The following is a 20,060-nucleotide window of genomic DNA, read 5'->3' as shown; positions in this document are numbered from 1 at the left end:
GCGGCCATCTTAACGAACCTCTCAGGGAAGGGAGTGCCCTGCATGAGGACAGGGGCGATGTTCGATAAGGGCCGGCAGCCTGCGTCACGACCGCCCGGCCATTCGGGGAGTGGGGTAAACCGCACCCTGGCCTGCCTTCGCGGACCCGGTTAAATGTCAGGTCCAGGGAGGTGCCATGCGCGCCGAGGTGGACTACGCGAAGGAAATCCAGGAGTTCAAGCGTTCCATGAACGCGGTCATCCTGGCGCATTACTACCAGGAGAGTGAGGTCCAGGACCTGGCGGACTTCGTGGGGGACAGCCTCGCGTTGGCGCAGGCGGCCGCGACGACGCAGGCGGACGTCATCGTCTTCTGCGGCGTGCACTTCATGGCGGAGACGGCCAAAATCCTCAACCCAGCGCGTCAGGTGCTGCTCCCGGACCTGAAGGCCGGCTGCTCGCTGTCCGACCGGTGCCCGCCGGCGGCCTTCAAGGCCTTCAAGGACAAGCACCCGGGCGCCTTCGTGGTGAGCTACGTGAACAGCTCCGCGGCGGTGAAGGCGATGAGCGACGTCATCTGCACGTCCTCCAACGCGGTGAAAATCGTCAACCAGGTGCCGAAGGACCGGCAGGTGCTCTTCGCGCCGGACCAGCACCTGGGGCGCTACGTGATGAAACAGACCGGTCGCGACATGGTGCTGTGGCCGGGCAGCTGCATCGTCCATGAAATCTTCAGCGAGAAGAAGCTGGTGCAGCTGAAGGTGGAGCACCCGGAGGCGGAGGTGGTGGCGCATCCGGAGTGCGAGGCGGCGGTGCTGCGCCACGCGGACTTCATCGGGTCCACCAAGGGGCTGCTGGACTACGTGCTCAAGAGCCCGAAGGAGAAGTTCATCGTGGTGACGGAGGCGGGCATCCTCCACCAGATGAAGAAGGGGGCGCCGCACAAGACATTCATCCCCGCCCCTCCGGACAATGGCTGCGCGTGCAACGAGTGCCCGTACATGCGGCTGAACACGCTGGAGAAGCTGTGGCGCTGCATGAAGGACCGGTCGCCGGAGCTGGTGATGCCGGAGGACCTGCGCGAGGCCGCGCGGGCGCCGCTGCAGCGCATGCTGGAGTGGTCGGTTTAAGGGCGGGCAGGAGAACTCGCGGCAGCGGACATTTGCCAACTCGCGCCTTGCGCCGGAAACGGCAGGGTGCAATGGAGCAGGCGTGGCCTTCCGATTCCTCGCAGTCCCCGCGCACCGTCTGGTGAACTACCCCCAGTCGCTGCCGGACGATGAGCGCCTCGAGCCGGAGCTGCCTCCGGTGCATGAGGCGGTGGAGCGCGCCCTGACGGGCGCCGAGTTCCGCGACGTGCGCGCCCGGGACAGGATGCGCGCCCTGCTGCAGGGGGACCGTCCCCCCACGCTGGGCGCTCCCGAGGCGGGCTTCGGCCCGTCCGCCATCTTCGCGCAGCCGCCGGGGGATTTGCCGGCGCTCTTGCGGCTGGCGGACGAGCTGGAGAACCTGGCGAAGCGCGAGGCCGGCGAGCGCGCCCTGGTGTGGAAGTGCGCCGAGTGCGGGGCCCGCTACGCGGTGCCGGTGGCGCTGGTGCGCCAGGTGTCCATCCGCTGCGAGCGGTGCGGCAACCCGGTGGAGCTGACGTCCCCGCGCAGCCTGGGCGAGGAGGCGCTCATCGACCCGTTCCTGGGCGCGGTGAACCACAGCCGGCGCGAGCTGGCGGCCTTCTTCCGCGAGGCCATGGCGCGCGGCTGGCCGGTGCTGGTGGCCGAGGACAAGCGCGTCGCGCGCGCTCCGCCGTCCGCCTGAAGCGGCCGGCGCGTGTCCTGAAAGCGGTTCTCGTGTGGGGCCGGGGGCGGTAGCCTCGCCGGCTCCATGCGTCGCGCGCTCGTTCCCCTCCTGCGGTGTCCCCGGTGCCGGCGTGGCGGCCTCCAGCCGGAGGCGGACGCCGCGGTGCTGCTCTTCGGCCCGCTGCGCTGCGGCGAGTGCCGCGCGACGTACCCCGTGGCGGAAGGGGTGGCGGACCTCGTGGTGGAGCACTCCGCCGCGGGCACGGTGCAGCGCGGCCTGGAGAACCGCTGGGTGGCGCGCTCCTACGAGCGCTACGTGCGCCCCGTGCTGGAGCGCACCCTCACCCGCCAGGAGTTGGACCGCGACAGCGAGTACCTCCTCTACCGCAGCCTGCTGGGCCGCCCGGAGGCGCCGGTGCTGGACGTGGGCTGCGGCACGGGGCTGCTGGCGCGGCGGCTGGCGCGCGAGCCGGACTTCCCCGCCGTGGCGGCGATGGACGTGGCCCGCGCCATGCTGGAGGAGGGCGTGGCCCAGGCGCGCGAGGCCGGCGCCACGGTGGACTTCCTCCGCGCCGAGGCCCCCCACCTCCCCTTCCAAGACGGTTCGCTGGGGGCGGTGCTGATGGCCGGCACGCTGCACTTCGTGGCGGACCTGGGCCGGATGATGCTGGAGGTGGCGCGGGTGCTGCGCCCCGGCGGCCGCTGGGTGGCCAGCACCTACGTGCCCCCGGGCGCGGCCGCGGCGCTCGTGCACCGGCGGCTGGGACTGCACCCGCGCGCGGAGGCGCTGCTGCGGGCGGAGGCGTCCGCGGCGGGGCTGGTGCGCTTCGAGCGCGTGGCGCTGCCGCCGCTGCTGGTGCTCAAGGCGGAGAAGGGCTCCGCCGACGCCCTCAGATGAAGATGCCGGCGGAGGCGTCGTAGCGCGCCTCCTCGAGCTTCAGCCCGGCGGGACGGCCGCGGAGCGCGTCCATCACCTGGTGCTTGGGCTTCTGGCACTTGGCGCAGTTGCACGAGCCCTTCTTGCAGGTGCAGTCCGCCTTGCTGCCGCAGTCGCACTTGCCGGCCACGAGCGAGTCCAGCGCGTCCAGCGGGCGCTCCACCTCGCCGCGCGCGGGCGACGGCTTCGCGTCCACCGCGCCGTCCGCCTTCTTCGCGTCGGGCTGGGAGGCGTCCGCCTTCTTCGCGTCGGGCCTGGAAGCCTCCGCCTTCGCTTCGGCCCTGACGGCCTCCGCCTTCTTCGCCTCGGCGGCGGCCCGTGCGTGGGCCTCGCACGCGTGCGCCGGGTTCGGCGCCAGCAGCAGCCCTCCGGCCATCAGCCCCGCGGCCACCAGCGTCGCGATGCGTGTCATGTCCGTTCTCCTTCGGGATACCGCCACGGCACCCACTCGCCGCGCTCATACCGCAGCCCCCGCCCCCTGCCAAGGATGAAGGCCGCACCTTTGTCTACCCCCGGAGGCCGGCTGGCTGCTCTCACGGGTTGCTCGCGGGGGCGGGAGGTGGCGCATACAGTCCGCGCCCTCCGTGACGAACCGAACCGACCGACTCGTCTACGCCGCGGCCCTGGTGCTGGGCGCCCTGCCCCTCTGGGCTTCGCGCTACCTGCCCATGGCGGACCTGCCGCAGCACCTGTACCTCATCTCCGTCCTGCACCGGCTGGATGACGCCACCACGCTGTACCCGCAGCTGTTCGCCGCGCGGCACGCGCTGACGCCGTACCTCGGCTACTACTACCTCGTCAGCGCCCTCAACTGGCTCTTGCCGCTGGAGGCCGCCAACCGAGTCTTCCTCACCGCGTACGTGGTGGGACTGCCGCTGGGGCTGGGCTTCCTCCTGCGCAGCCTGGGCCGGCCGGTGTGGCCGTCGCTGCTGGCCCTGCCCTTCGCGTATGGCGACAGCTTCGGCTGGGGCTTCGTCAACTACTGCGCGGCGCTGCCGCTGACGCTTCTGTGCTGCGGCCTCTTCGTGCGCGCGCTGGAGGACGCACCCCGCCGCCGCGCGTGGGCCGTGGGGCTGGCCGTGTGCCTCGTCGCGGTGCTGCTCTTCCACGTGCAGGCCTTCGGCTTCCTCGCCTTCGGGCTGCCGTGGCTGCTCTTCACCACGGCGGTGCCGGAGGACGCGGGGGCGAAGGGCGTGGCCGCGCGGCTTGCGCCCCGCGTGCCGGCCCTGCTGGGCGTGGTGCCCGGCGTGGCGCTCTTTTTGGGCTGGGTGGTGCTGCGCTTCGGCGAGCCGCCGGACATCCAGCCCGGGGCGCCCTGGAAGGCGTGGGGGCCCACCTTCTCGCCGCAGAACCTGGCGTGGAAGAGCTTCGAGCAGAACCGGGCCGAGTTCCTCGACGTGCTCGCCAACACCTTCCGGGACGGCTCGGACCGGTGGGCGCTGTACGCGGTGGGCGCGGTGGCGGTGGCCGGGTGGCTGGCGGGCCTGGCGCGGCCGGAGCGCCCGGCGTCGCGAGGGCGGGTGGCCGGCGCGCGGCTGCTGGGGCTGGGCGTGCTGGCGCTCGCGCTCTACTTCCTGCTGCCCTTCGACATCCGCGGCTACGTCTACTACCTCAACACGCGCTACTCGCACCTGGCCGCGGCCCTGCTGGTGGCCACCATGCCCGCCACCGTGCAGGCGTGGCGGCGCCCCCTGGGGCTGGCGGCCGCGGCGTGCGCGCTGGTGCTGGCCTTCGTGATGACGCGAGGCTACCGCGACTTCTCGCGCGAGGCCGCCGCCGAGTGGGAGCCGCCCGTCGCCGCCACCGCGCCGAGGCCGCGCGTCATGGGGCTCATCTTCGACTCCCAGTCGCGCGTGGTGCGCTTCCCCGTCTTCATCCACGGCGCCGCCGTGCTGGCCCGCGCGCGCGGCGGCGTGCCCAACTTCACCTTCGCCTCCACGCCCCACTCGCCCCTGCGCTACCCCGGCGAGGTGCCCCCCACCTTCCCCTCCGAGTGGCAGCCGCAGCAGCTGGACTACGCCACGCAGGGCGTCTGGTACGACCACTTCCTCGTGCGCGGCGTGCACCCCTCGCGCGTGTTCGGCGAGCGGCTCCAGTCGGAGCTGGTGGTGGTGGCCGAGTCCGGGCGGAGCTGGCTGGTGCGCCGCCGCTGAAGCCCCCCGAGGCGCGCGAGTGTGGGCCAGTGGGCGCACGTCCCTCACGTCCCGTCCCCCGCGCCGGGCCGCGTGCAGTAGAAGGCGCGGGCATGAGCCCCACCGAGCCCCGCCCCCTGCTGGACGCGCTGCGCGCCGGCACCCCGCTGCCCGCCTTTCCCGCCGACGCGGTGGAGTCCGCCCGGGCGCTCGCGCGGGACGTGCGCGCGGCCACGCCCGCCGCCGTGGAGCCCCTGCCGGAGGCCCTCGCCGCCGCCGTGCTGGAGGCCGCCGTCCTGGAAGGCCTGCCCGCCCTGCCCGAGGCCCTGTCCGCCTCGGCCGTGAAGCCGCTGGCCAAGGCGGCGAAGAAGGCGCTGTACCGGCTGCGCTCGCGCGGCGTCGCCGTGGCCGAGGCGCCCCGCCCCGCCGCCTCGGAGGCCCCTCGCCCCGCCGCGCCCGCGCCGGACACCCTGCCGGCGATGGCCTCCACCATCACCAGCGCGGGCGAGCGGGCGCTCGTCATGGCCCGCCCGCTGAAGGGCGGCGGCGTGGAGATGGTGCAGGCCCTCATCACCGAGACGGAGGGCGTGCTGGAGCTGCGCGTGGGCGAGAAGAGCCGCGGCAACTGGCGGCGCATCCTCAAGGAGGCCCAGGAGAAGGGCGGCACGGTGGAGCTGTCCCAGCAGGAGGCCGCCGTCCTGCTCGCCGAGGCCGCCGGCACCAACCTGCGCTCGCGCACGCCCTTCCCGCCCGACCTGGACCTGGCGCTGCGCCACTTCGGCGTGCAGCCCCAGGTCGAGCCCACCGCCCTGCCCCCGCCCGAGCCCGAGGACGTGCGCCGCGTCCTGGAGGGCGACGTGCTCCACGCGACGCCGGAGATGGCCACCTGGCTGCCCCCGGAGTCCGAGGTGAAGCGGCTGCTGCAGAAGATGGACGAGGTGATGCACAGCCCGCTGGCCCTCAGCGACGTGCAGCGCCAGGAGCAGCTCCAGGCGGCGGTGCGCACCGTGGCGCGCGACTTCTTCGCCACCCCGGAGGCCCGCCAGCGCTACGCCCTGCGGCTGTGGCGCATGGCCGACTTCTTCGAGCGCACCCGCCGGGCGCACGAGGCGGAGGTGGCCCGGGGCGAGGCCCGGCGCCTCTTCCACGGCGCCGAGGAGCCCTTCTCGCGCTTCGTGGAGCGGCTCTTCGAGAAGGTGCTCGCCCTCGTGGCCGCTGCCGGCGCGCGGGCCGGAGCCCAGGGGGCCGCGACGACCCAGCCCCCCGGTACGAATCCGGATGCGGCCCCCGCGGCCGCGCCTGCTCCCAGTCTGGAGCGGCGCAGCCCCGGCGGCCTCATCCTCCCCTGAAGCGCGGGGGAGGACGCGTGGGCGCTCACGTCGAGGTGACGCGGGCGCGCAGGAGCAGGTCCAGGTTCTCCCGCTCCCAGGCCTGGGCGCGGGAGAAGTCGTGGAAGCGCCGCTCGTGCTCCATCATCTCGGGCGGGTGGATGCAGCGCCGCCCGTCGTCGCCCCGCCGCGTCCGGTACACGTGGTGGAGCATCTCGTGGAAGACAATCCACTCCACGAAGTAGCGGGGCACCACCGGCTGGTCCAGCGCCGGGTGGATGCGGATGACCTTCGAGTCCGCCGAGTACGAGCCCATCTTGATGCTCTTGCGAGGCCCCTTCACCCGCGGCGCCGGGCCGTAGGTAATCGCCGCGTCGATGCGGCTGCTGAAGTAGCGCTCGTTGAGCCGGGCGAAGATGCGCTCCAGGTCATGGTGCTGGCCCTCCGGCTCCAGGCGGATGCGCTTGCGCATCTGCGCCGGGGACAGCCGGCGGATGTAGGCGCGGTTGCGCTCGATGTAGCGGTCCAACATCACGCTCGCATCCGGGTCGCCCTTGCGAACGAAGCTGGCGAGCGCCTGCACCACGTCATCCGGCGCGGCGAGGAACATGTGGTGCAGCCGCAGCCGCCACATGGAGCGCTGGCGCTGGAACGTCAGCATGGTGTGCGTGTTGTCGTGGATCTCCAACGCGACCTTCGCGCGCAACCGCGTGCGTAGGCGGCGTTCGAGCACGCGCCGCCACACCTTGAGAAGCCTGTTGGGCTCCGGTGCGACGGGAAGCTGCCGGGCCACCCGGCCGGCCGTGTAACTCCTCTTCGTGACTACGCTTTTCTGACTCTTCGGGCGCGCCATAAGGGTCACGGATTCTACGGACCCGTCTGACATGTATCAATGCGCTCAGAACGATGAAAATCTAGGAATTCCAACGAGTTAAGGCCACTCAAGCCCACCCGGTCCCACGTGTCCGCCCCGGGGGCAGGATGCCGCATACGGGCCAAGTACCCGACACGACTAGCGGCGGCTCCGGCACGGAATCGAGAAGACCAGCGGCCCCTCGCCCGCCGCCTCCACGAGGTAGGGTTTTGTACCCCTGGGAGCCCGACGTCCTGGGCAGGCGTAGCGCACCTTGAGGGCGCCGGGCGGCAGGGAGATGACCTTGTTGACGGGCAGCCGCTCGCCCCCCTCCTGTCTCAGGATGGTGCGGGCCGGCGCCTCGAAGCGCACCGCCACCAGGGTGGGCTCCGGCGCGGGCTCGGGCGTGCCCGCGTCGGCGGTGGCAACGGGGGCTTCGGGCTCCGGCGCGTCTTCAGCGGTGGGCGCGACGCTCACGCTGCCCGCGTCCGGGACCAGCGCCTTCACGCTCGCCTCGTCCCCCCCCGGCGAGGGCGTCTCCACGGTGGGCGGCGGAGTCGCGGGCCCGGGCGGCGGCGCGACGGGCTTCGGAGTGGCGGGCGGCTGCAGGGCGGTGGCGGAGAGGTCCGGCTGCGTCACCGCCACCTGGGGCGTGCGCAGGGCCCAGATGACGCCGGCACCGAGCGTGAGCAGCAGCGCGCCGCCAGCGGCCACCAGCAGCGCCACGGGGAAGCGGCGCCGCGGGAGGTTCGCATTCGTGCTCCCGTACAGCGCCTCCGAGTCCAGGTCGCCCGCGTAGCTGTCGTAGCCCGCGGTGGACTCATCGTCGTCCGGGTCCGGCCGCAGCGTGGGCGTCGGGTCCGTGTACTCCACCGTGGACAGGCCCGAGTCGGTGGGGAAGTAGTCGTCCTCCTCGTCCGGCGCGGCCAGCCGCGAGGCCGCCAGGCCGGGGCGCGACGCGGCCCGCTGATTCACGGTGGCCGGGGTGATGGAGACGGACTGCGACGCCTCCTCGTCCTCCGCCGGGGCACGGCGTGGCGCCGCGGGCGGCGTGACGGAGACGGACTGCGAGGCCTCCTCGTCCGGGCGGGGCGTGCGGCGGGGCGGCGCCGTCACCGGGGCCGGCGAGACGCGGCGCGAGCGCGGCCCCTCCGAGACGCTGGAGGGACGCGGCGGCGGGGGCGGCTCGGCGTGGTGGGGGCCGGAGCGGCGCGTGGGCACCGGCGGCGTGGAGGGCGTGCGGGGGCGCTCGTCGCGGAGGCGGCCGCGCTGCGGCACCGTGTGCTCGGCCTCCTCGGCGTCGTCCGCCTCCAGCTCCGCCGCCACCTCGGCCGCGAGCTGGTAGCCGGTGGGCGTGGTGTTGATGGCGGTGGACACGTCCGCGGCGTCCTCGTCGTCCCGGCCGCCGGTGGGCAGCTCCCGCGGGCGCGCCATCTGCGTCGCGGGCTCCGGCTCGTCGACGTAGGCGGGCACCGGCAGCGAGTCCCCCGAGACGCGGCGCAGGGGCCGGGCGGTGAGGCCCGGGGTGAAATGCGCCGGGGCTTCCGAGGCGGGCGTGGTGGACGACAGCGTGGGGGCGGTGCTCTCCAGGAGCGAGGGGCGCTCGGACGGCTCGGGCACCGGTGGCCGCGTGGCCGGCAGTGGAACGGTGGCGTCGCGGCGCCCGGCGCCCCGGGCCACGGGGATGTGGAGGACGGTGCGCTCCTCCTCCGCGCCCAGCAGCCGGGCGATGTACTCCGACACGTCCAGGCTCTGCCGCAGCACGCCCGAGTCGAGGAACGACTCCAGGTCCGCGCGCACCGCCGAGGCCCGCTGGTAGCGCTGTCCCCGGTCCTTGGTGAGGCAGCGCATGATGATGCGCGACAGCGCCTCCGGGTAGTCGTCGCGCAGCAGGTGCGGCGGGGCCGGGTCCTCGTAGCGGATGGCGTAGAGGATGCCCTCGGTGGTGGGCTTGGAGAAGGGCTGCCGGCCGGTGGTGATTTCGTACAGCATGGTGCCCAGCGCGAAGATGTCCGCGCGGTGGTCCAGCCGCTCCTGCGACACCTGCTCCGGCGCCAGGTAGAGGAACTTGCCCTTGATGACGCCCGGCTTGCTGCGCTCCATGAACGCGCCGGCCTTGGCGATGCCGAAGTCGACGAGCTTGATGCGCCCGTCGTAGGCAATCATCACGTTCTGCGGGCTGACGTCGCGGTGGATGAGCTCCAGCGGGCGCCCGTCCACCCCCCGGCTGTGGTGCGCGTAGTCCAGGCCCGCTGCCACGCTCGCGCAGATGCGCGCCGCCACGCCGTAGGGCACCGTGGCGCCGTACTTGGCCTCCTCGGCGACCACGCGCCGCAGGTCCACGCCCTCCACGTACTCCATGGCGATGAAGATGTTGTCGTCCCAGTTCCCCAGCTCGGACACCTGCACGATGTTGGGGTGGTGCAGCTGCGCGGCGATGCGCGCCTCGTCCAGGAACATCTGGACGAACTCCGGCTCCTCCGACAGGTACGGGAGGATCCGCTTCAGCACCACCAGCTCCGGATCCGGCGGACGCTGCGCCAGGAACAGCTCCGCCATGCCGCCCACGGCGAGCCGCTTGATCAGCAGGTAGTTTCCGAACGGAATGGCCGTCTGGGGCGAGCTCACGGAAGGCAACGCAGTCTGTCTGGGGGTGGGTGAGGCGTACTTTTCCTGAGCTTACCCACAATCACAGGGTTGGCGAAGTCAGCGCCCCCACCCACTTCGGTAGGTACCTGACAGGTGCGCTGCCGGTGCCTCCGTCCACGCATGGAGCGTGCGGGGAAGAGGGGTTTTCCCGAGAGGGAAATCAAGGGCTTGTCACGGATCCGTGGCCGATGGCTCCTCGAATGGACGCCCCCCCGGGCAGCGGTGTAAGAGCGGGGCCACCTACACGCATCCTGGAGGCATGACCCGATGGTATTTCGCAATGGGCGGTTGGTGCTGGTGGCTGGTCTCACCGCGCTCGCCGCGGTGGGCTGCTCTGACCGAGACAACGAGTGTGACAGCAACGTCGACTGCGCCAGCGGGCAGGTCTGCACCGGGAATGTCTGTGTGAGCCCGACCCCGGTGGATGCCGGAACGGATGCCGGGACGGATGCCGGCGTCGACGCGGGCACGGATGCCGGACCGTCGACGACGGACATCCCCGCGGACCTGACCAGCCCCGAGAACACGCAGATCAACGCGTTCCTCGCGGCGAACGCCAACACCAACGGCACCGCGACGCCGGTGAGCCCGCCGCTGCCCATCACCAACGTGTTCGTCACGTACATCGCGCCCGCGTTCGGCTCCACGCCGACGGGCTTCTACGTGCAGGCGACCGCGCCGGGCCCCTCCTTCTTCGTGAAGCTGGACGCCGCCGCCCAGACGCCCGCGCTCGCGGTGGGTGACAAGATCTCCTTCAACGTGACGGAGAAGACGCTCTTCAACGGCCTCAACCAGGCGAGCGCCATCACCGGCCTCACCCGCGCGAGCCAGGGCGCCGCCGTGCAGAACCTGGTGGACGCCGGCGTCCCGGGCCTCACCGTGGACATCAGCAGCCGCTCGGACGTGAGGAGCCCCGCGGCGCTCGCGGCCTATGAGTCGGACCTCGTGCAGGTGCGCGGCACGGTGGCCGGCCCCGCCACCGCCTCCGGCAGCAGCTTCACCACCTTCACCTTCACCACCGAGGGCGCGCCCGCGCCGTCGAGCAGCTTCATCCTGCGCATCCCCAACACCGTGGTGACGGCCTCGGGCATCAACCAGCAGTGCAACTTCACCGCGGTGGCCGTGCCCTACGGCCGCTTCGGCACCACGGCGCAGATCTCCCCGTTCCGCGCCAACGACCTCATCGTGGCCTGCCCCGTCATCGTGACGGGTGGGCGCTCGCTGGGCCCGACCACGGCCGAGGTGCTCTTCAACGTGAGCGTGGACGCGGCCACCGTGGCGGCCTCTGACTTCACCATCACCCCGGCGCTCGCCGTCAGCGCGGTGGAAGTCACGGGCAACAAGGTGAAGCTCACCACCGCGGCCCAGACCGAGGGCACCCGCTACACCGTGGTGGCGGCGGGCCTGAGCGGCACCAACGGGGCGCCCGTGAGCACCACCGCGGCGACGACCAGCTTCTGGGGCGCCAGCGACACGGCCCCCGCCGGCCTCATCATCAACGAGGTGGAGTCGGACAACGTCGCGGCCACGCAGGGCGCCGTGGATGACAAGGAGTTCGTCGAGCTCATCAACAACTCCGACGCGCCCGTGCACGTGGGCAACATGGTGGTCGTGCTCGTCAACGCGAGCCCCAGCGGCAACCCGCCCAGCGCGCCCGCCGCCAACCGCCAGGAGTACCGCCGCTTCGAGCTGTCCTCCGTGACGGATGGCACCACCGCCACCGACACGCTCGCCCCCGGCGCCGTGCTGGTGCTCGGTCCCGCCACCGTGACGAACGCGCTGCCCGCGGGCACCCTGCGCGTCACCATCACCAACCCGCTCACGGACATCATCCAGAACGGCGCGGACGACTCGGTCGGCCTGCTCTACTACCCCACCGGCGTGCTGACCGACGCGCTCTGGTACGAGGCCTCCAAGGATGCCGCCGCCCCCACCGTCTTCACGGGGACCATCGCGACGGGCGCGGGTGACAAGGAGTTCTCCTTCGCCGAGGGCGCCCCGACGGAGCTCTTCGAGAGCAACGCCAGCGACGTGTCCTTCCAGCGCAAGGTGAACCTCGACGTGGCCGGCGCGGTGCTGGACACGAACGACAACAAGGCCGACTTCGAAATCGCGCTGCCCACCCCGGGCGCCAAGCGCTAGTCGCGGACGACGCCTGAAGGACCGGGCCGCAGCCTCCCACCGGGGGCTGCGGCCTTCGTCTTTTCCGGCCGCCGCTGCCGCTACAATGGCGGCATGTCCCCTCCCCTCCTCCCCTTCCTCCGGGGCCTGCGGCCCACGCTGCACATCTCCCACCGCGGTGGCGCGGCGCTGGCGCCGGAGAACACGCTGGACGCCTTCCGCCAGGCGGTGGAGCGCTACCGCACGGACATGCTGGAGCTGGACGTGCACCTCACCCGCGACGGCGAGGTGGTGGTGGCCCATGACGCCACCCTGGAGCGCTGCACCGACGGCACCGGGCCGCTGGCCGCCCTCACCCTGGCGGAGCTGCGGCGGCTGGACGCGGGCTTCCACTTCAGCCCGGACGAGGGCCGCACCTTCCCCTTCCGGGGACGGGGCGTCCGCATCCCCACCCTGCGCGAGGTGCTGCGCGCCTTCCCCGCGCTGCGCCTCAACATCGAGCTGAAGCCGGACGTGCCCGGCATCGAGGACGCCTTCGCCGGGCTGCTGAAGGAGGAAGGCGCCCTGGAGCGGGTGTGCATGGGCAGCGAGCAGGACGCCGTGGGTGAGCGGCTCGCCGCGCGGCTCCCGGACGCCTGCCACTTCTACCCGCGTGATGCGCTGGCCGCCTTCGTCATCGCCCTGCGCGGCGGGGACGCGCCGCCGGAGGACCCGCGCTTCACCGTGCTCGACATGCCCCTGTACTTCGGGGACATCCGGCTGGTGGACCCGGCCTTCCTCCGCGAGTGCGCCACCCGCGGCAAGTGGGTCAATGTCTGGACGGTGGATGACGCGGCGGAGATGCAGCAGCTGCTACAGGAAGGGGTCGGCGGCATCATGACCGACCGGCCAGACCTGCTGAGGCAGCGAATGGACGCCTCCACGAAGCCGGGTTAAGCCGAAGGTTCCATGCCCCGCACCACCTCGCGCCAGCGCCCGTCCGCCGCACCGGCCGCCCCCGCAGGGGACGAAGCCGAACCCGCCTCCCGCCCCCGCAACACGCTGAAGGTGAAGGTGCCCAGGGCCCGGCGCTTCGTGGCGCTGGCGGGCAACATCGGCGCGGGCAAGACGACGGCCGCCAAGCTCATCTGCCAGAGCTTCGGCTACCAGCTCTTCGACGAGCCCGTCATCGACAACCGCTTCCTGCGTGACTACTACGCGGACATGTCGCGCTGGTCCTTCACGCTCCAGCTCGAGTTCCTCATCCGCCGCGTGGAGCACCACGAGCTCATCCACTCGTACAAGCGCAGCTGCGTGCAGGACCGCACGCTGTACGAGGACCCGGAAATCTTCGCCAAGTACCTCCACGGCCTGGGGCACATGACGAACGCGGAGCTGGACCTGTACTACGAGTACTTCCAGCGCCTGTCGCGCCACATCATCCGCCCCGACAAGGTCATCTGCTTCGAGGTCGGCAGCGTGGACGTGCTCCTGCAGCGCATCCGCACCCGCGGCCGCGAGGAGGAGAAGGGCATCCGCCACCAGTTCCTGCGAGGCCTCAACGGCTACTACGCCAGCTTCCCCCTGGTGCTGCAGGAGAAGTACGGCGTGGACTGCCTGGTGATGGACGTGTCCACCCAGGACATCCGCCGCGGGAAGGGACGCGAGGAGTTCCTCGACCGCGTCTCCACCTTCCTGGCCTGAGGCGCGCGAGGCCGCGCGCCCTGGGCCCGCGCTACTTCGCCGACGGCGGCGGCGTCACCGACTGCTGCGACACCAGGACCCAGACGCTGTCCGTCTTGTCGCTGTACATCATGGTGATGGCCACGTTGCGCCAGCCGTGGTCGAACTTGAAGACGAAGCCGAACGTCTCGTAGAGGTTGCGCTTCGCGAGCCCATCCTGGAAGCGGCCGTAGAACTCGCGCACCTTGGTGCACGGCGCCACCTCGTCGAAGAAGCTCCTGCCAATCTGCCGGTCCCGGTTGATGCGGGCCATGCGGGCTTCGGTCTGGTTGAACTTGAGGATGCGGCCGGTCCGGTCCAGCTGAATCATCCCGAACGGCAGCACGTCCAGATCCGAGCCTTGCAGGTCATCCGCCTGACGGAGGAGCTCATCGGCCGACGCCCCCAGGGGCAGCACGGCACGCGCGGAAACAGGGAGGGCGGACACGGGAGTTCTCCGGGGATTGGGGGGTTGCTTCCGGAGTGGAAAGCAATGGCCACACTGATAGGGACAGCCCCCATGAACCGCAACCGGATTGTCCGTGCTTCCGCGCGTTGAACCCCTGAGCCATTCACGGGATGACACAGTCCCTGTCCCTCCAGACACCCGCCCTCCAACCCCAGGTGAGACATGCCCGACTTGAGCCCGAAGAACCCGAAGGACACGGAGGTGGTGATGACCCAGCTCATCCTCCCTCCGGACGCCAACAACCTGGACGCCGCCTTCGGTGGGAAGGTGATGGAGTGGATCGACATCTGCGGCGCGGTGGCGGCGCAGCGTCACTGCCGGCAGGTGGTCGTCACCGCGTCCATGGATGACCTGCACTTCCACGCCCCCATCAAGGTGGGCTGGGTGGCGCTGCTGCACGCGCGGGTGCTGGCCGCCTTCCGCACGTCCATGGAGGTGGGGGTGACGGTGCACGCGGAGAACCCGCTCACCGGGGAGCGCTTCCTCACCACCAGCGCGCTGCTCACCTTCGTGGCCATCGACAAGGACGGAGGCCGGGTGCCGGTGCCGCCGGTGAAGATGGAGACGGACGCGGAGCGCGAGGCCTTCCGCGAGGCGGAGGCCCGCCGCACCCAGCGCCTGGCACGCCAGAAGGAGAACCAGAACTGGCTGAAGGTGATGAAGCCCCTCGCCGGGGCCTGAGGGCCCGCCAGCGAAGGCAACGACAAGGCCGGGGAGGGCAGGCGCCCTACCCCGGTCCTTCAGGGCGCGCCGCTCAGGTGGTGAACGACGTGCCGCAGCCGCAGGAAGACTTCGCGTTCGGGTTGTTGAACTTGAAGCCCGAGCCGGTGATGGCGGAGACGTAGTCAATCTCCGTGCCCGCGAGGTACTGGGCGCTCATCGCGTCGGTGGCAATCATCACGCCGTCCTGCTCCCACACGGCGTCGCCGGCCTTGGTCTCCTTGACCAGGTTCAGGTCATACCCCAGGCCGCTGCAGCCGGCGGGGACGACGCGGATGGAGAAGAAGTAGCCCTCGAAGCCCTGGGCCTTGGTGACCGCCTTCACCTGGTTGATGGCGGCCTCCGTCAGGCGCACGGCCACGCCCGAGGTGGCCTGGGGGGCCGTCGCGGTACCGGGGGCGGACGTCGTCGTGGTGCTTTCCATGTCGGTTGCTCTCCTATGACGGGCCTTATAACGCCCGGGCCGGGAAAATCCATGGGGCCGGCCGTCCGTCCGCCCGGAGGCCCACATCCGGACGGACGAACCGGGGACCGTCGGGTTATACCCGGCGTCATGGCCCCCACCTTCCAAGAGCTGCTGGCCGGAGTGAAGCAGGAGATCCGCGAGGTCTCCGTGGACGACGTGAAGCGCCTGCTGGACGCACGGGCGCCCGTGAAGCTCGTGGACGTGCGGGAGGCGGACGAGTACGCGGGCGGCCGGCTGCCCGGCGCCCTGCACATCCCCCGGGGCTACCTGGAGCTGCGAATCGAGAACCAGGCCAGCCGGGACGAGGACGTCGTCCTCTACTGCGCGGGTGGCACCCGCTCCGCGCTGGCCGCGAAGACGCTGAAGGAGCTGGGCTACACACGCGTGGCGTCCATGGCGGGCGGCTACAACCGCTGGAGCGACGCGGCCCACCCGGTGGAGAAGCCCTTCGTCCTCACCGCCGAGCAGAAGGAGCGCTACCGCCGCCACCTCATCCTCCCGGAGGTGGGCGAGGAGGGCCAGGCGAAGCTCCTGAAGTCGCGCGTGCTGCTCCTGGGGGCCGGAGGGCTGGGCTCGCCCGCGGCGCTGTACCTCGCCGCGGCCGGCGTGGGCACGCTGGGCATCGTCGACTCGGACGTGGTGGACCTGAGCAACCTCCAGCGCCAGGTCATCCACACGCGCGAGTTCCAGGGCCAGCCCAAGGTGGTCAGCGCCCGCGCGGCGATTGAAGCGCTCAACCCGGACGTGAAGGTGGTGCCGTTCCAGGAGCGGCTCACGTCGGACAACGTGCTGCGCGTGCTCGAGGGCTTCGACCTGGTGCTGGACGGAGGGGACAACTTCCCCACCCGCTACCTGCTCAACGACGCGTGTGTGATGCGGGGCACGCCCAACATCCATGGCTCCATCTTCCGCTTCGAGGGGCAGGTGACGTCCTTCGTCCCCGGCCAGGGCCCCTGCTACCGCTGCCTCTACCCCGCCCCGCCGCCGCCGGAGCTGGCCCCCTCGTGCGCGGAGGCCGGCGTGCTGGGCGTGCTGCCCGGGCTCATCGGCCTGCTCCAGGCCAACGAGGCCCTCAAGCTCATCCTCGGCCGGGGCGAGCCCCTCATCGGCCGGCTCGTGACGTTCGACGCGCTGGGCACCCGCTTCCAGGAGCTGAAGCTGCGCAGGGACCCGAAGTGCCCGGTGTGCGCGCCGGGCGCGAAGGTGGAGCTCATCGACTACGAGCAGTTCTGCTCCGCCCCCACCGCCGCCTGAGGCCCGTCCCGCGATGCCCATCCCCGAAATCCTCCCCACCCGCCTCGCCGAGCTGCTCGCCGGGCCTCCCGAGTCCCGGCCCGCGCTGCTGGACGTGCGCTTCCCGGACGAGCACGCGTGGGTGGCGCTCCCGGACTCGGTGCTCATCCCCCTGCCGGAGCTGGACGAGCGCGCCGACGAGCTGGAGGCCCTGCGCGGCCGTCCCGTCGTCGTCTACTGCCACCACGGCGTGCGCAGCCTGGACGGCGCGGCCTACCTGATAGCGAAGGGACTGGAGGCCGTGTCGCTCAAGGGCGGCATCGACCTGTACTCGCGGCAGGTGGACCCCACCCTGCCCCGCTACTGACACGGGCCGCTAGCCGACGAAGGCGCTGAGGTCCTGCGTCTCCTTGTTGATGACGCCGGGCTTGATGTCGACCTCGAAGAAGAAGGGCTCCTTGAGGGGGCCGCCGTTGAGCTCCAGCTTGTGGCGGCCCTCCATCAGCTCCATCTTCAGGCCCTTGCCGCCCGAGTAGCTGCCCACGTCCTGGCCGTTGCGCCGCACGGTGATGCCGCGCATGCCTTCCGGCTTCAGCGTGAGCTGGAGGTGGCCGCGCTTGAACTCGTACGTGACGACCTTGGGCTGGCCGGGCTCGCCGAAGGCCAGCGCTTCGCTGTCCTCGCGGTAGATGCCCTGCTGCTCGTTCTCCAGGATGAGCGTGTCCTGCAGGTGCGCGCCCGGCGTCAGCGTCAGCGGCGTGTAGCCCAGCTCCGTCACCGGCTGGTCGCTGGGGCACTTGGGGGTGTGCTTCACCGACACCTTCACCCGCTCGTTGGTGTTGACGGTGACGTGCACGCCCTGTCCGTCCTGCGCCGTGCCGTTGAGCACCGAGAGGATGGGCTTGTGGAAGACGGCGATGACGATGAGCAGGCCCACGATGAAGCCCGCCGTGGCCACGTTGCGCGTGGCCATGTTGCGGCGCGTGCGCTGGGCGGACTCCGCGAGGGCGCGGTCCACCGCGTCGTCGTCGTCGTCACGGCGCACCGCCGGGGCGGGGCCCGAGGAGCGGCGGGGCGGCGGCGGATCCGGCATCTCCGCGCGGCTGTCCACGCGGCTGTTGGTGCGACGGCGCGGCGCCTCCACGGCGGACTGCATGCCGGTGCGGCGGCGCGGCGGCGGCGCGGGCTCCGGCGGAGGCGGCAGCATCGTGCGCTCGTCGTCCTCCTCGTCGTCCACGCGGCCGCGCTCGTCCACCTGCGGGAGGTTGGCGCGCGAGCGGGACGGCGGCGGCGGCGGCAGCGTCTCCACGTCCTCGTCCGCCAGCGCGGGGGCGCGCGTGCTGGAGCGGCGCGGCGGCAGCGGCTGCTCGCCCGTGGGCGTGCGGCGCAGATCCGCGCGGGAGTTGGTGCGCGCCACCTGCGTGGCGTTGGGGTTGGACTGGCGGCGCGCCCCTTCGGACGTGCGGCGGGGCGGGTGCTCGCCCGTGCCCGACGGCGCCTCCCACTCGCCCGGGTCCTCCGGCTCCACCGCCGGGGCGATGGCCGAGGCGCGGCGCGACGGGGGCGGCACCGAGGCGCGGGCCGACGAGGCGCGCGGGCGCACCGGGTGGGAGGCCTCGCCCGGGGGCGCCTCCCAGCTCATGTCCGCCGCGGCGGAAGACCGGCTCCGGCCCTTGTCCTGGGGCGGCGGGGGCGGCTGCGGCGTGCCGGAGTTGTTGGAGTCCTCGCCCACCGGGACGACCTGGCCCTGGGCCTTCTCGTCGGCCAGGCGGTCCGCGAAGAGCGTCTCCATCAGCTCGGAGATCTGCACCGAGCCGGCCACCCAGCGCTGCCCGACGAGGATTTCCTCGAGCGCCATCTGGAACTGGCGCGCGTCCCGGTAGCGGTCGTCCGCGTTCTTGGCGATGGCCCGCATCACCACCGGGTCCATCTCCTCCGGCACGTCCGCCACCTGCGAGGGCGCGTTGATGGCGCACTCCATGGCGGCCTGCAGCGTCGCCAGCTCGGAGTCCCGCTTGAGGGGCCGCACGCCGGTGAGCAATTCGTAGAGGACCAGGCCGATGGCGAAGATGTCCGCGCGCCCGTCCAGCGGCTTGCCGGCGGCCTGCTCCGGGGCCATGTACGCGAACTTGCCCTTGATGGCGCCGGACTTCGTCAGCGACGCCTGGTCCGCCGCCTTGGCGATGCCGAAGTCCACCAGCTTCACCGAGCCGTCGAAGCTGATGAGGATGTTCTGCGGCGAGATGTCGCGGTGCACCACGCGCAGCGGGCGGCCCGCGTCGTCCGTGCGGCTGTGGGCGTAGTGCAGGCCCTCGCACGCGGCGGCGACGATGCGGATGGCCAGCGGCCGGGCCACCCACTGCCCGGAGCCCGCCGCCTTGCGCATGACCCGGCCCAGGTCCTCGCCGTGGATGAACTCCATGGCGATGTAGTAGGTGCCGTTGGCCTCGCCGAACTCGTAGACCTGGGCGATGTTCGGGTGGTTGAAGCGCGCCGCGATCAGCGCCTCGTTCCGGAACATCTCCACGAACTCACGGTCCTCCGCGAGGTGCGGAAGGATGCGCTTCACGACGAGGTTCTTTTGGAACCCCTCGATGCCCATCTGGCGCGCAAGCCAGACTTCGGCCATGCCGCCCGTGGCGAGCTTCTTCAGAAGCTGGTATTTCCCGAATGATTGAGGGTTCATCCCGGGACTCTGGCCGCAGGGAGCAGCTCAGGTGGAATGCGTCAGGGCACGGCATACTAGAGGACCGCCGCCTCCATGGCAAAGGCAGGTCTCAAGGAAATCCGGATGGGCGCTGGCCGCCTGCCTGGTGCTGGCCGGCATGGCGGCCGCCGCGCCCTCTAATGATCAGATCCGCGTGGAGCGCCGGGGGGACCTGCTGGAGCTGCGCTGGGCGGACGCCGAGGAGCGCCTCCAGGGCACGCTGCACCCCGCCCTGCCCCGAGCGGGCGAGCCCGTCACCCTGTCGCTGCATGTGGGCAACTTCCAGGGCCCCGAGTTCGACGGCCCCATCACCCTCACCTTCCAGCAGGCCGGCGCCCCCGCCCAGGTGACGCGGACCCTGACCCGGCAGGGGGTCAACTGGCACACCGTGCTCACGCCGGATGACTCGGGCATGTGGGAGCTGGAGGTCCGCTACCGGAACACGCACCTGAAGGTGCTCACGGCCCGGTTCACGGTGACGGATCCACCCCTGCCGCGCGGCCTGGGCTGGGGGTTGATCAGCGTGGCGGCCGCGACGGCGCTGGTGCTCGGCATGCGCGGCGTGCTGCACCGCATCCGCGCGTCGGCGCCGGAGGGGACCGGCGGATCCGCGGCCGCGCCCCCGCCTGTGGGCACCGATACCGCTGCGGCATCGTCTGGGGTCACCACGCCGCCGGCCTCGGAGCCGCGGGCCGCGCCCGCCGTCGCACCGCCAGCTCCGGAGTTCCGGGCCGATCCCGCCGTCGCACCGCCGGCTCCCGAGTCCCTGACCGCGCCCGCCGTCGCATCGCCAGCTCCCGAGCCCCGGGCCGAGCCCGCCGTCGCATCGCCGGCTCCGGAGCCCCGGGCCGCTCCCGCCGCCGCACCGGACCCGCACGGGGATCCCGCCCCGCCGCCGGATCCGTCGTCCACCCGGTAACTCCTTCCATCCGACGGGCATTCGTACAGGCCCGCTTGCCCGGGGCGTGGGAAC

18 protein-coding genes are annotated in these 20,060 nt (G+C 72.0%); 12 read left to right on the top strand and 6 right to left on the bottom strand.

Translation table 11 applies throughout. From position 1 onward, the window contains the following. Window positions 1-175: 175 nt before the first annotated feature. The 3 genes from nadA to ACX9TP_RS14750 all read left to right on the top strand — a co-directional run bounded on the left by nadA (window position 176) and on the right by ACX9TP_RS14750 (window position 2,669). Complete coding sequence (gene nadA, locus ACX9TP_RS14760) at window positions 176-1,108, top strand: quinolinate synthase NadA (RefSeq protein WP_482980367.1); 933 nt, start codon at window positions 176-178, stop codon at window positions 1,106-1,108. Between the two features lie 82 nt (window positions 1,109-1,190). Beyond that, the gene (locus ACX9TP_RS14755; protein ID WP_482980366.1) at window positions 1,191-1,790 is read left to right on the top strand and encodes a zinc ribbon domain-containing protein; all 600 of its coding nucleotides are present in this window, start codon (window positions 1,191-1,193) and stop codon (window positions 1,788-1,790) included. Window positions 1,791-1,856: 66 nt separating this feature from the next. After that, window positions 1,857-2,669 carry a methyltransferase domain-containing protein gene (locus tag ACX9TP_RS14750; protein WP_482980365.1) on the top strand — a complete coding sequence of 271 codons (813 nt, stop codon included), beginning with the start codon at window positions 1,857-1,859 and terminating at the stop codon, window positions 2,667-2,669. On the opposite strand, the gene ACX9TP_RS14745 is transcribed toward ACX9TP_RS14750, so the two are convergent. Next, window positions 2,662-3,120 carry a metallothionein gene (locus ACX9TP_RS14745; protein ID WP_482980364.1) on the bottom strand — a complete coding sequence of 153 codons (459 nt, stop codon included), beginning with the start codon at window positions 3,118-3,120 and terminating at the stop codon, window positions 2,662-2,664. The genes ACX9TP_RS14750 and ACX9TP_RS14745 overlap by 8 nt on opposite strands. Before the next feature lie 172 nt (window positions 3,121-3,292). Between ACX9TP_RS14745 and ACX9TP_RS14740 the strand changes: the two genes are divergently transcribed. Next, on the top strand, window positions 3,293-4,861 hold the full coding sequence (locus ACX9TP_RS14740) for a hypothetical protein (RefSeq protein WP_482980363.1): 1,569 nt from the start codon (window positions 3,293-3,295) through the stop codon (window positions 4,859-4,861). Window positions 4,862-4,953: 92 nt separating this feature from the next. Next, window positions 4,954-6,189, top strand: a complete 1,236-nt coding sequence (locus ACX9TP_RS14735; protein WP_482980362.1) for a hypothetical protein — start codon at window positions 4,954-4,956, stop codon at window positions 6,187-6,189. A 25-nt stretch (window positions 6,190-6,214) separates the two neighbouring features. On the opposite strand, the gene ACX9TP_RS14730 is transcribed toward ACX9TP_RS14735, so the two are convergent. Then, window positions 6,215-6,961, bottom strand: a complete 747-nt coding sequence (locus ACX9TP_RS14730; protein ID WP_482980361.1) for a hypothetical protein — start codon at window positions 6,959-6,961, stop codon at window positions 6,215-6,217. A gap of 219 nt (window positions 6,962-7,180) precedes the next feature. Next, complete coding sequence (locus ACX9TP_RS14725; RefSeq protein ID WP_482980360.1) at window positions 7,181-9,649, bottom strand: protein kinase domain-containing protein; 2,469 nt, start codon at window positions 9,647-9,649, stop codon at window positions 7,181-7,183. Window positions 9,650-9,937: 288 nt separating this feature from the next. Between ACX9TP_RS14725 and ACX9TP_RS14720 the strand changes: the two genes are divergently transcribed. From ACX9TP_RS14720 to ACX9TP_RS14710, 3 genes are all read left to right on the top strand, one after another. Next, window positions 9,938-11,812, top strand: coding sequence for a hypothetical protein (locus ACX9TP_RS14720; protein ID WP_482980359.1), 1,875 nt, complete (start codon window positions 9,938-9,940; stop codon window positions 11,810-11,812). A 93-nt stretch (window positions 11,813-11,905) separates the two neighbouring features. Continuing rightward, window positions 11,906-12,727, top strand: coding sequence for a glycerophosphodiester phosphodiesterase family protein (locus ACX9TP_RS14715; RefSeq protein ID WP_482980358.1), 822 nt, complete (start codon window positions 11,906-11,908; stop codon window positions 12,725-12,727). Between the two features lie 12 nt (window positions 12,728-12,739). Then, window positions 12,740-13,474, top strand: coding sequence for a deoxynucleoside kinase (locus ACX9TP_RS14710; RefSeq protein WP_482980357.1), 735 nt, complete (start codon window positions 12,740-12,742; stop codon window positions 13,472-13,474). 31 nt (window positions 13,475-13,505) lie between these two features. On the opposite strand, the gene ACX9TP_RS14705 is transcribed toward ACX9TP_RS14710, so the two are convergent. After that, complete coding sequence (locus ACX9TP_RS14705) at window positions 13,506-13,940, bottom strand: PAS domain-containing protein (protein WP_482980356.1); 435 nt, start codon at window positions 13,938-13,940, stop codon at window positions 13,506-13,508. Between the two features lie 183 nt (window positions 13,941-14,123). Here ACX9TP_RS14705 and ACX9TP_RS14700 point away from each other — a divergent pair, with 183 nt between their 5' ends. Next, window positions 14,124-14,642, top strand: a complete 519-nt coding sequence (locus tag ACX9TP_RS14700; protein WP_482980355.1) for an acyl-CoA thioesterase — start codon at window positions 14,124-14,126, stop codon at window positions 14,640-14,642. Window positions 14,643-14,715: 73 nt separating this feature from the next. On the opposite strand, the gene ACX9TP_RS14695 is transcribed toward ACX9TP_RS14700, so the two are convergent. Then, window positions 14,716-15,105 carry a HesB/IscA family protein gene (locus ACX9TP_RS14695; RefSeq protein WP_482980354.1) on the bottom strand — a complete coding sequence of 130 codons (390 nt, stop codon included), beginning with the start codon at window positions 15,103-15,105 and terminating at the stop codon, window positions 14,716-14,718. Between the two features lie 129 nt (window positions 15,106-15,234). Between ACX9TP_RS14695 and moeB the strand changes: the two genes are divergently transcribed. Continuing rightward, a complete protein-coding gene (gene moeB / locus ACX9TP_RS14690; protein WP_482980353.1) occupies window positions 15,235-16,401 on the top strand; it encodes a molybdopterin-synthase adenylyltransferase MoeB in 1,167 nt (388 codons plus the stop codon). A gap of 13 nt (window positions 16,402-16,414) precedes the next feature. Then, on the top strand, window positions 16,415-16,747 hold the full coding sequence (locus ACX9TP_RS14685) for a rhodanese-like domain-containing protein (RefSeq protein ID WP_482980352.1): 333 nt from the start codon (window positions 16,415-16,417) through the stop codon (window positions 16,745-16,747). Window positions 16,748-16,756: 9 nt separating this feature from the next. Here ACX9TP_RS14685 and ACX9TP_RS14680 read toward each other — a convergent pair whose 3' ends face one another. Continuing rightward, the gene (locus ACX9TP_RS14680; protein WP_482980351.1) at window positions 16,757-19,066 is read right to left on the bottom strand and encodes a serine/threonine protein kinase; all 2,310 of its coding nucleotides are present in this window, start codon (window positions 19,064-19,066) and stop codon (window positions 16,757-16,759) included. 139 nt (window positions 19,067-19,205) lie between these two features. Between ACX9TP_RS14680 and ACX9TP_RS14675 the strand changes: the two genes are divergently transcribed. Next, window positions 19,206-20,006: a hypothetical protein gene (locus tag ACX9TP_RS14675; RefSeq protein WP_482980350.1), complete on the top strand. Its 801-nt coding sequence runs from the start codon at window positions 19,206-19,208 to the stop codon at window positions 20,004-20,006. Window positions 20,007-20,060 lie beyond the last annotated feature (54 nt).

Source organism: Pyxidicoccus sp. M15, from assembly GCF_056858435.1.
Note: the sequence above shows the minus strand (reverse complement) of the source record. Positions and strands in the feature narration are given on the sequence as shown.

Excerpts from the sequence above, each read along its gene's own strand:
- ACX9TP_RS14700 (WP_482980355.1), top strand. The coding sequence starts at position 14,124 with ATGCCCGACTTGAGCCCGAAGAACCCGAAGGACACGGAGGTGGTGATG.
- moeB (WP_482980353.1), top strand. The coding sequence starts at position 15,235 with ATGGCCCCCACCTTCCAAGAGCTGCTGGCCGGAGTGAAGCAGGAGATC.
- nadA (WP_482980367.1), top strand. The coding sequence starts at position 176 with ATGCGCGCCGAGGTGGACTACGCGAAGGAAATCCAGGAGTTCAAGCGT.
- ACX9TP_RS14710 (WP_482980357.1), top strand. The coding sequence starts at position 12,740 with ATGCCCCGCACCACCTCGCGCCAGCGCCCGTCCGCCGCACCGGCCGCC.
- ACX9TP_RS14750 (WP_482980365.1), top strand. The coding sequence starts at position 1,857 with ATGCGTCGCGCGCTCGTTCCCCTCCTGCGGTGTCCCCGGTGCCGGCGT.
- ACX9TP_RS14715 (WP_482980358.1), top strand. The coding sequence starts at position 11,906 with ATGTCCCCTCCCCTCCTCCCCTTCCTCCGGGGCCTGCGGCCCACGCTG.
- ACX9TP_RS14735 (WP_482980362.1), top strand. The coding sequence starts at position 4,954 with ATGAGCCCCACCGAGCCCCGCCCCCTGCTGGACGCGCTGCGCGCCGGC.
- ACX9TP_RS14745 (WP_482980364.1), bottom strand. The coding sequence starts at position 3,120 with ATGACACGCATCGCGACGCTGGTGGCCGCGGGGCTGATGGCCGGAGGG.
- ACX9TP_RS14720 (WP_482980359.1), top strand. The coding sequence starts at position 9,938 with ATGGTATTTCGCAATGGGCGGTTGGTGCTGGTGGCTGGTCTCACCGCG.
- ACX9TP_RS14685 (WP_482980352.1), top strand. The coding sequence starts at position 16,415 with ATGCCCATCCCCGAAATCCTCCCCACCCGCCTCGCCGAGCTGCTCGCC.
- ACX9TP_RS14680 (WP_482980351.1), bottom strand. The coding sequence starts at position 19,066 with ATGAACCCTCAATCATTCGGGAAATACCAGCTTCTGAAGAAGCTCGCC.
- ACX9TP_RS14675 (WP_482980350.1), top strand. The coding sequence starts at position 19,206 with ATGGCGGCCGCCGCGCCCTCTAATGATCAGATCCGCGTGGAGCGCCGG.
- ACX9TP_RS14695 (WP_482980354.1), bottom strand. The coding sequence starts at position 15,105 with ATGGAAAGCACCACGACGACGTCCGCCCCCGGTACCGCGACGGCCCCC.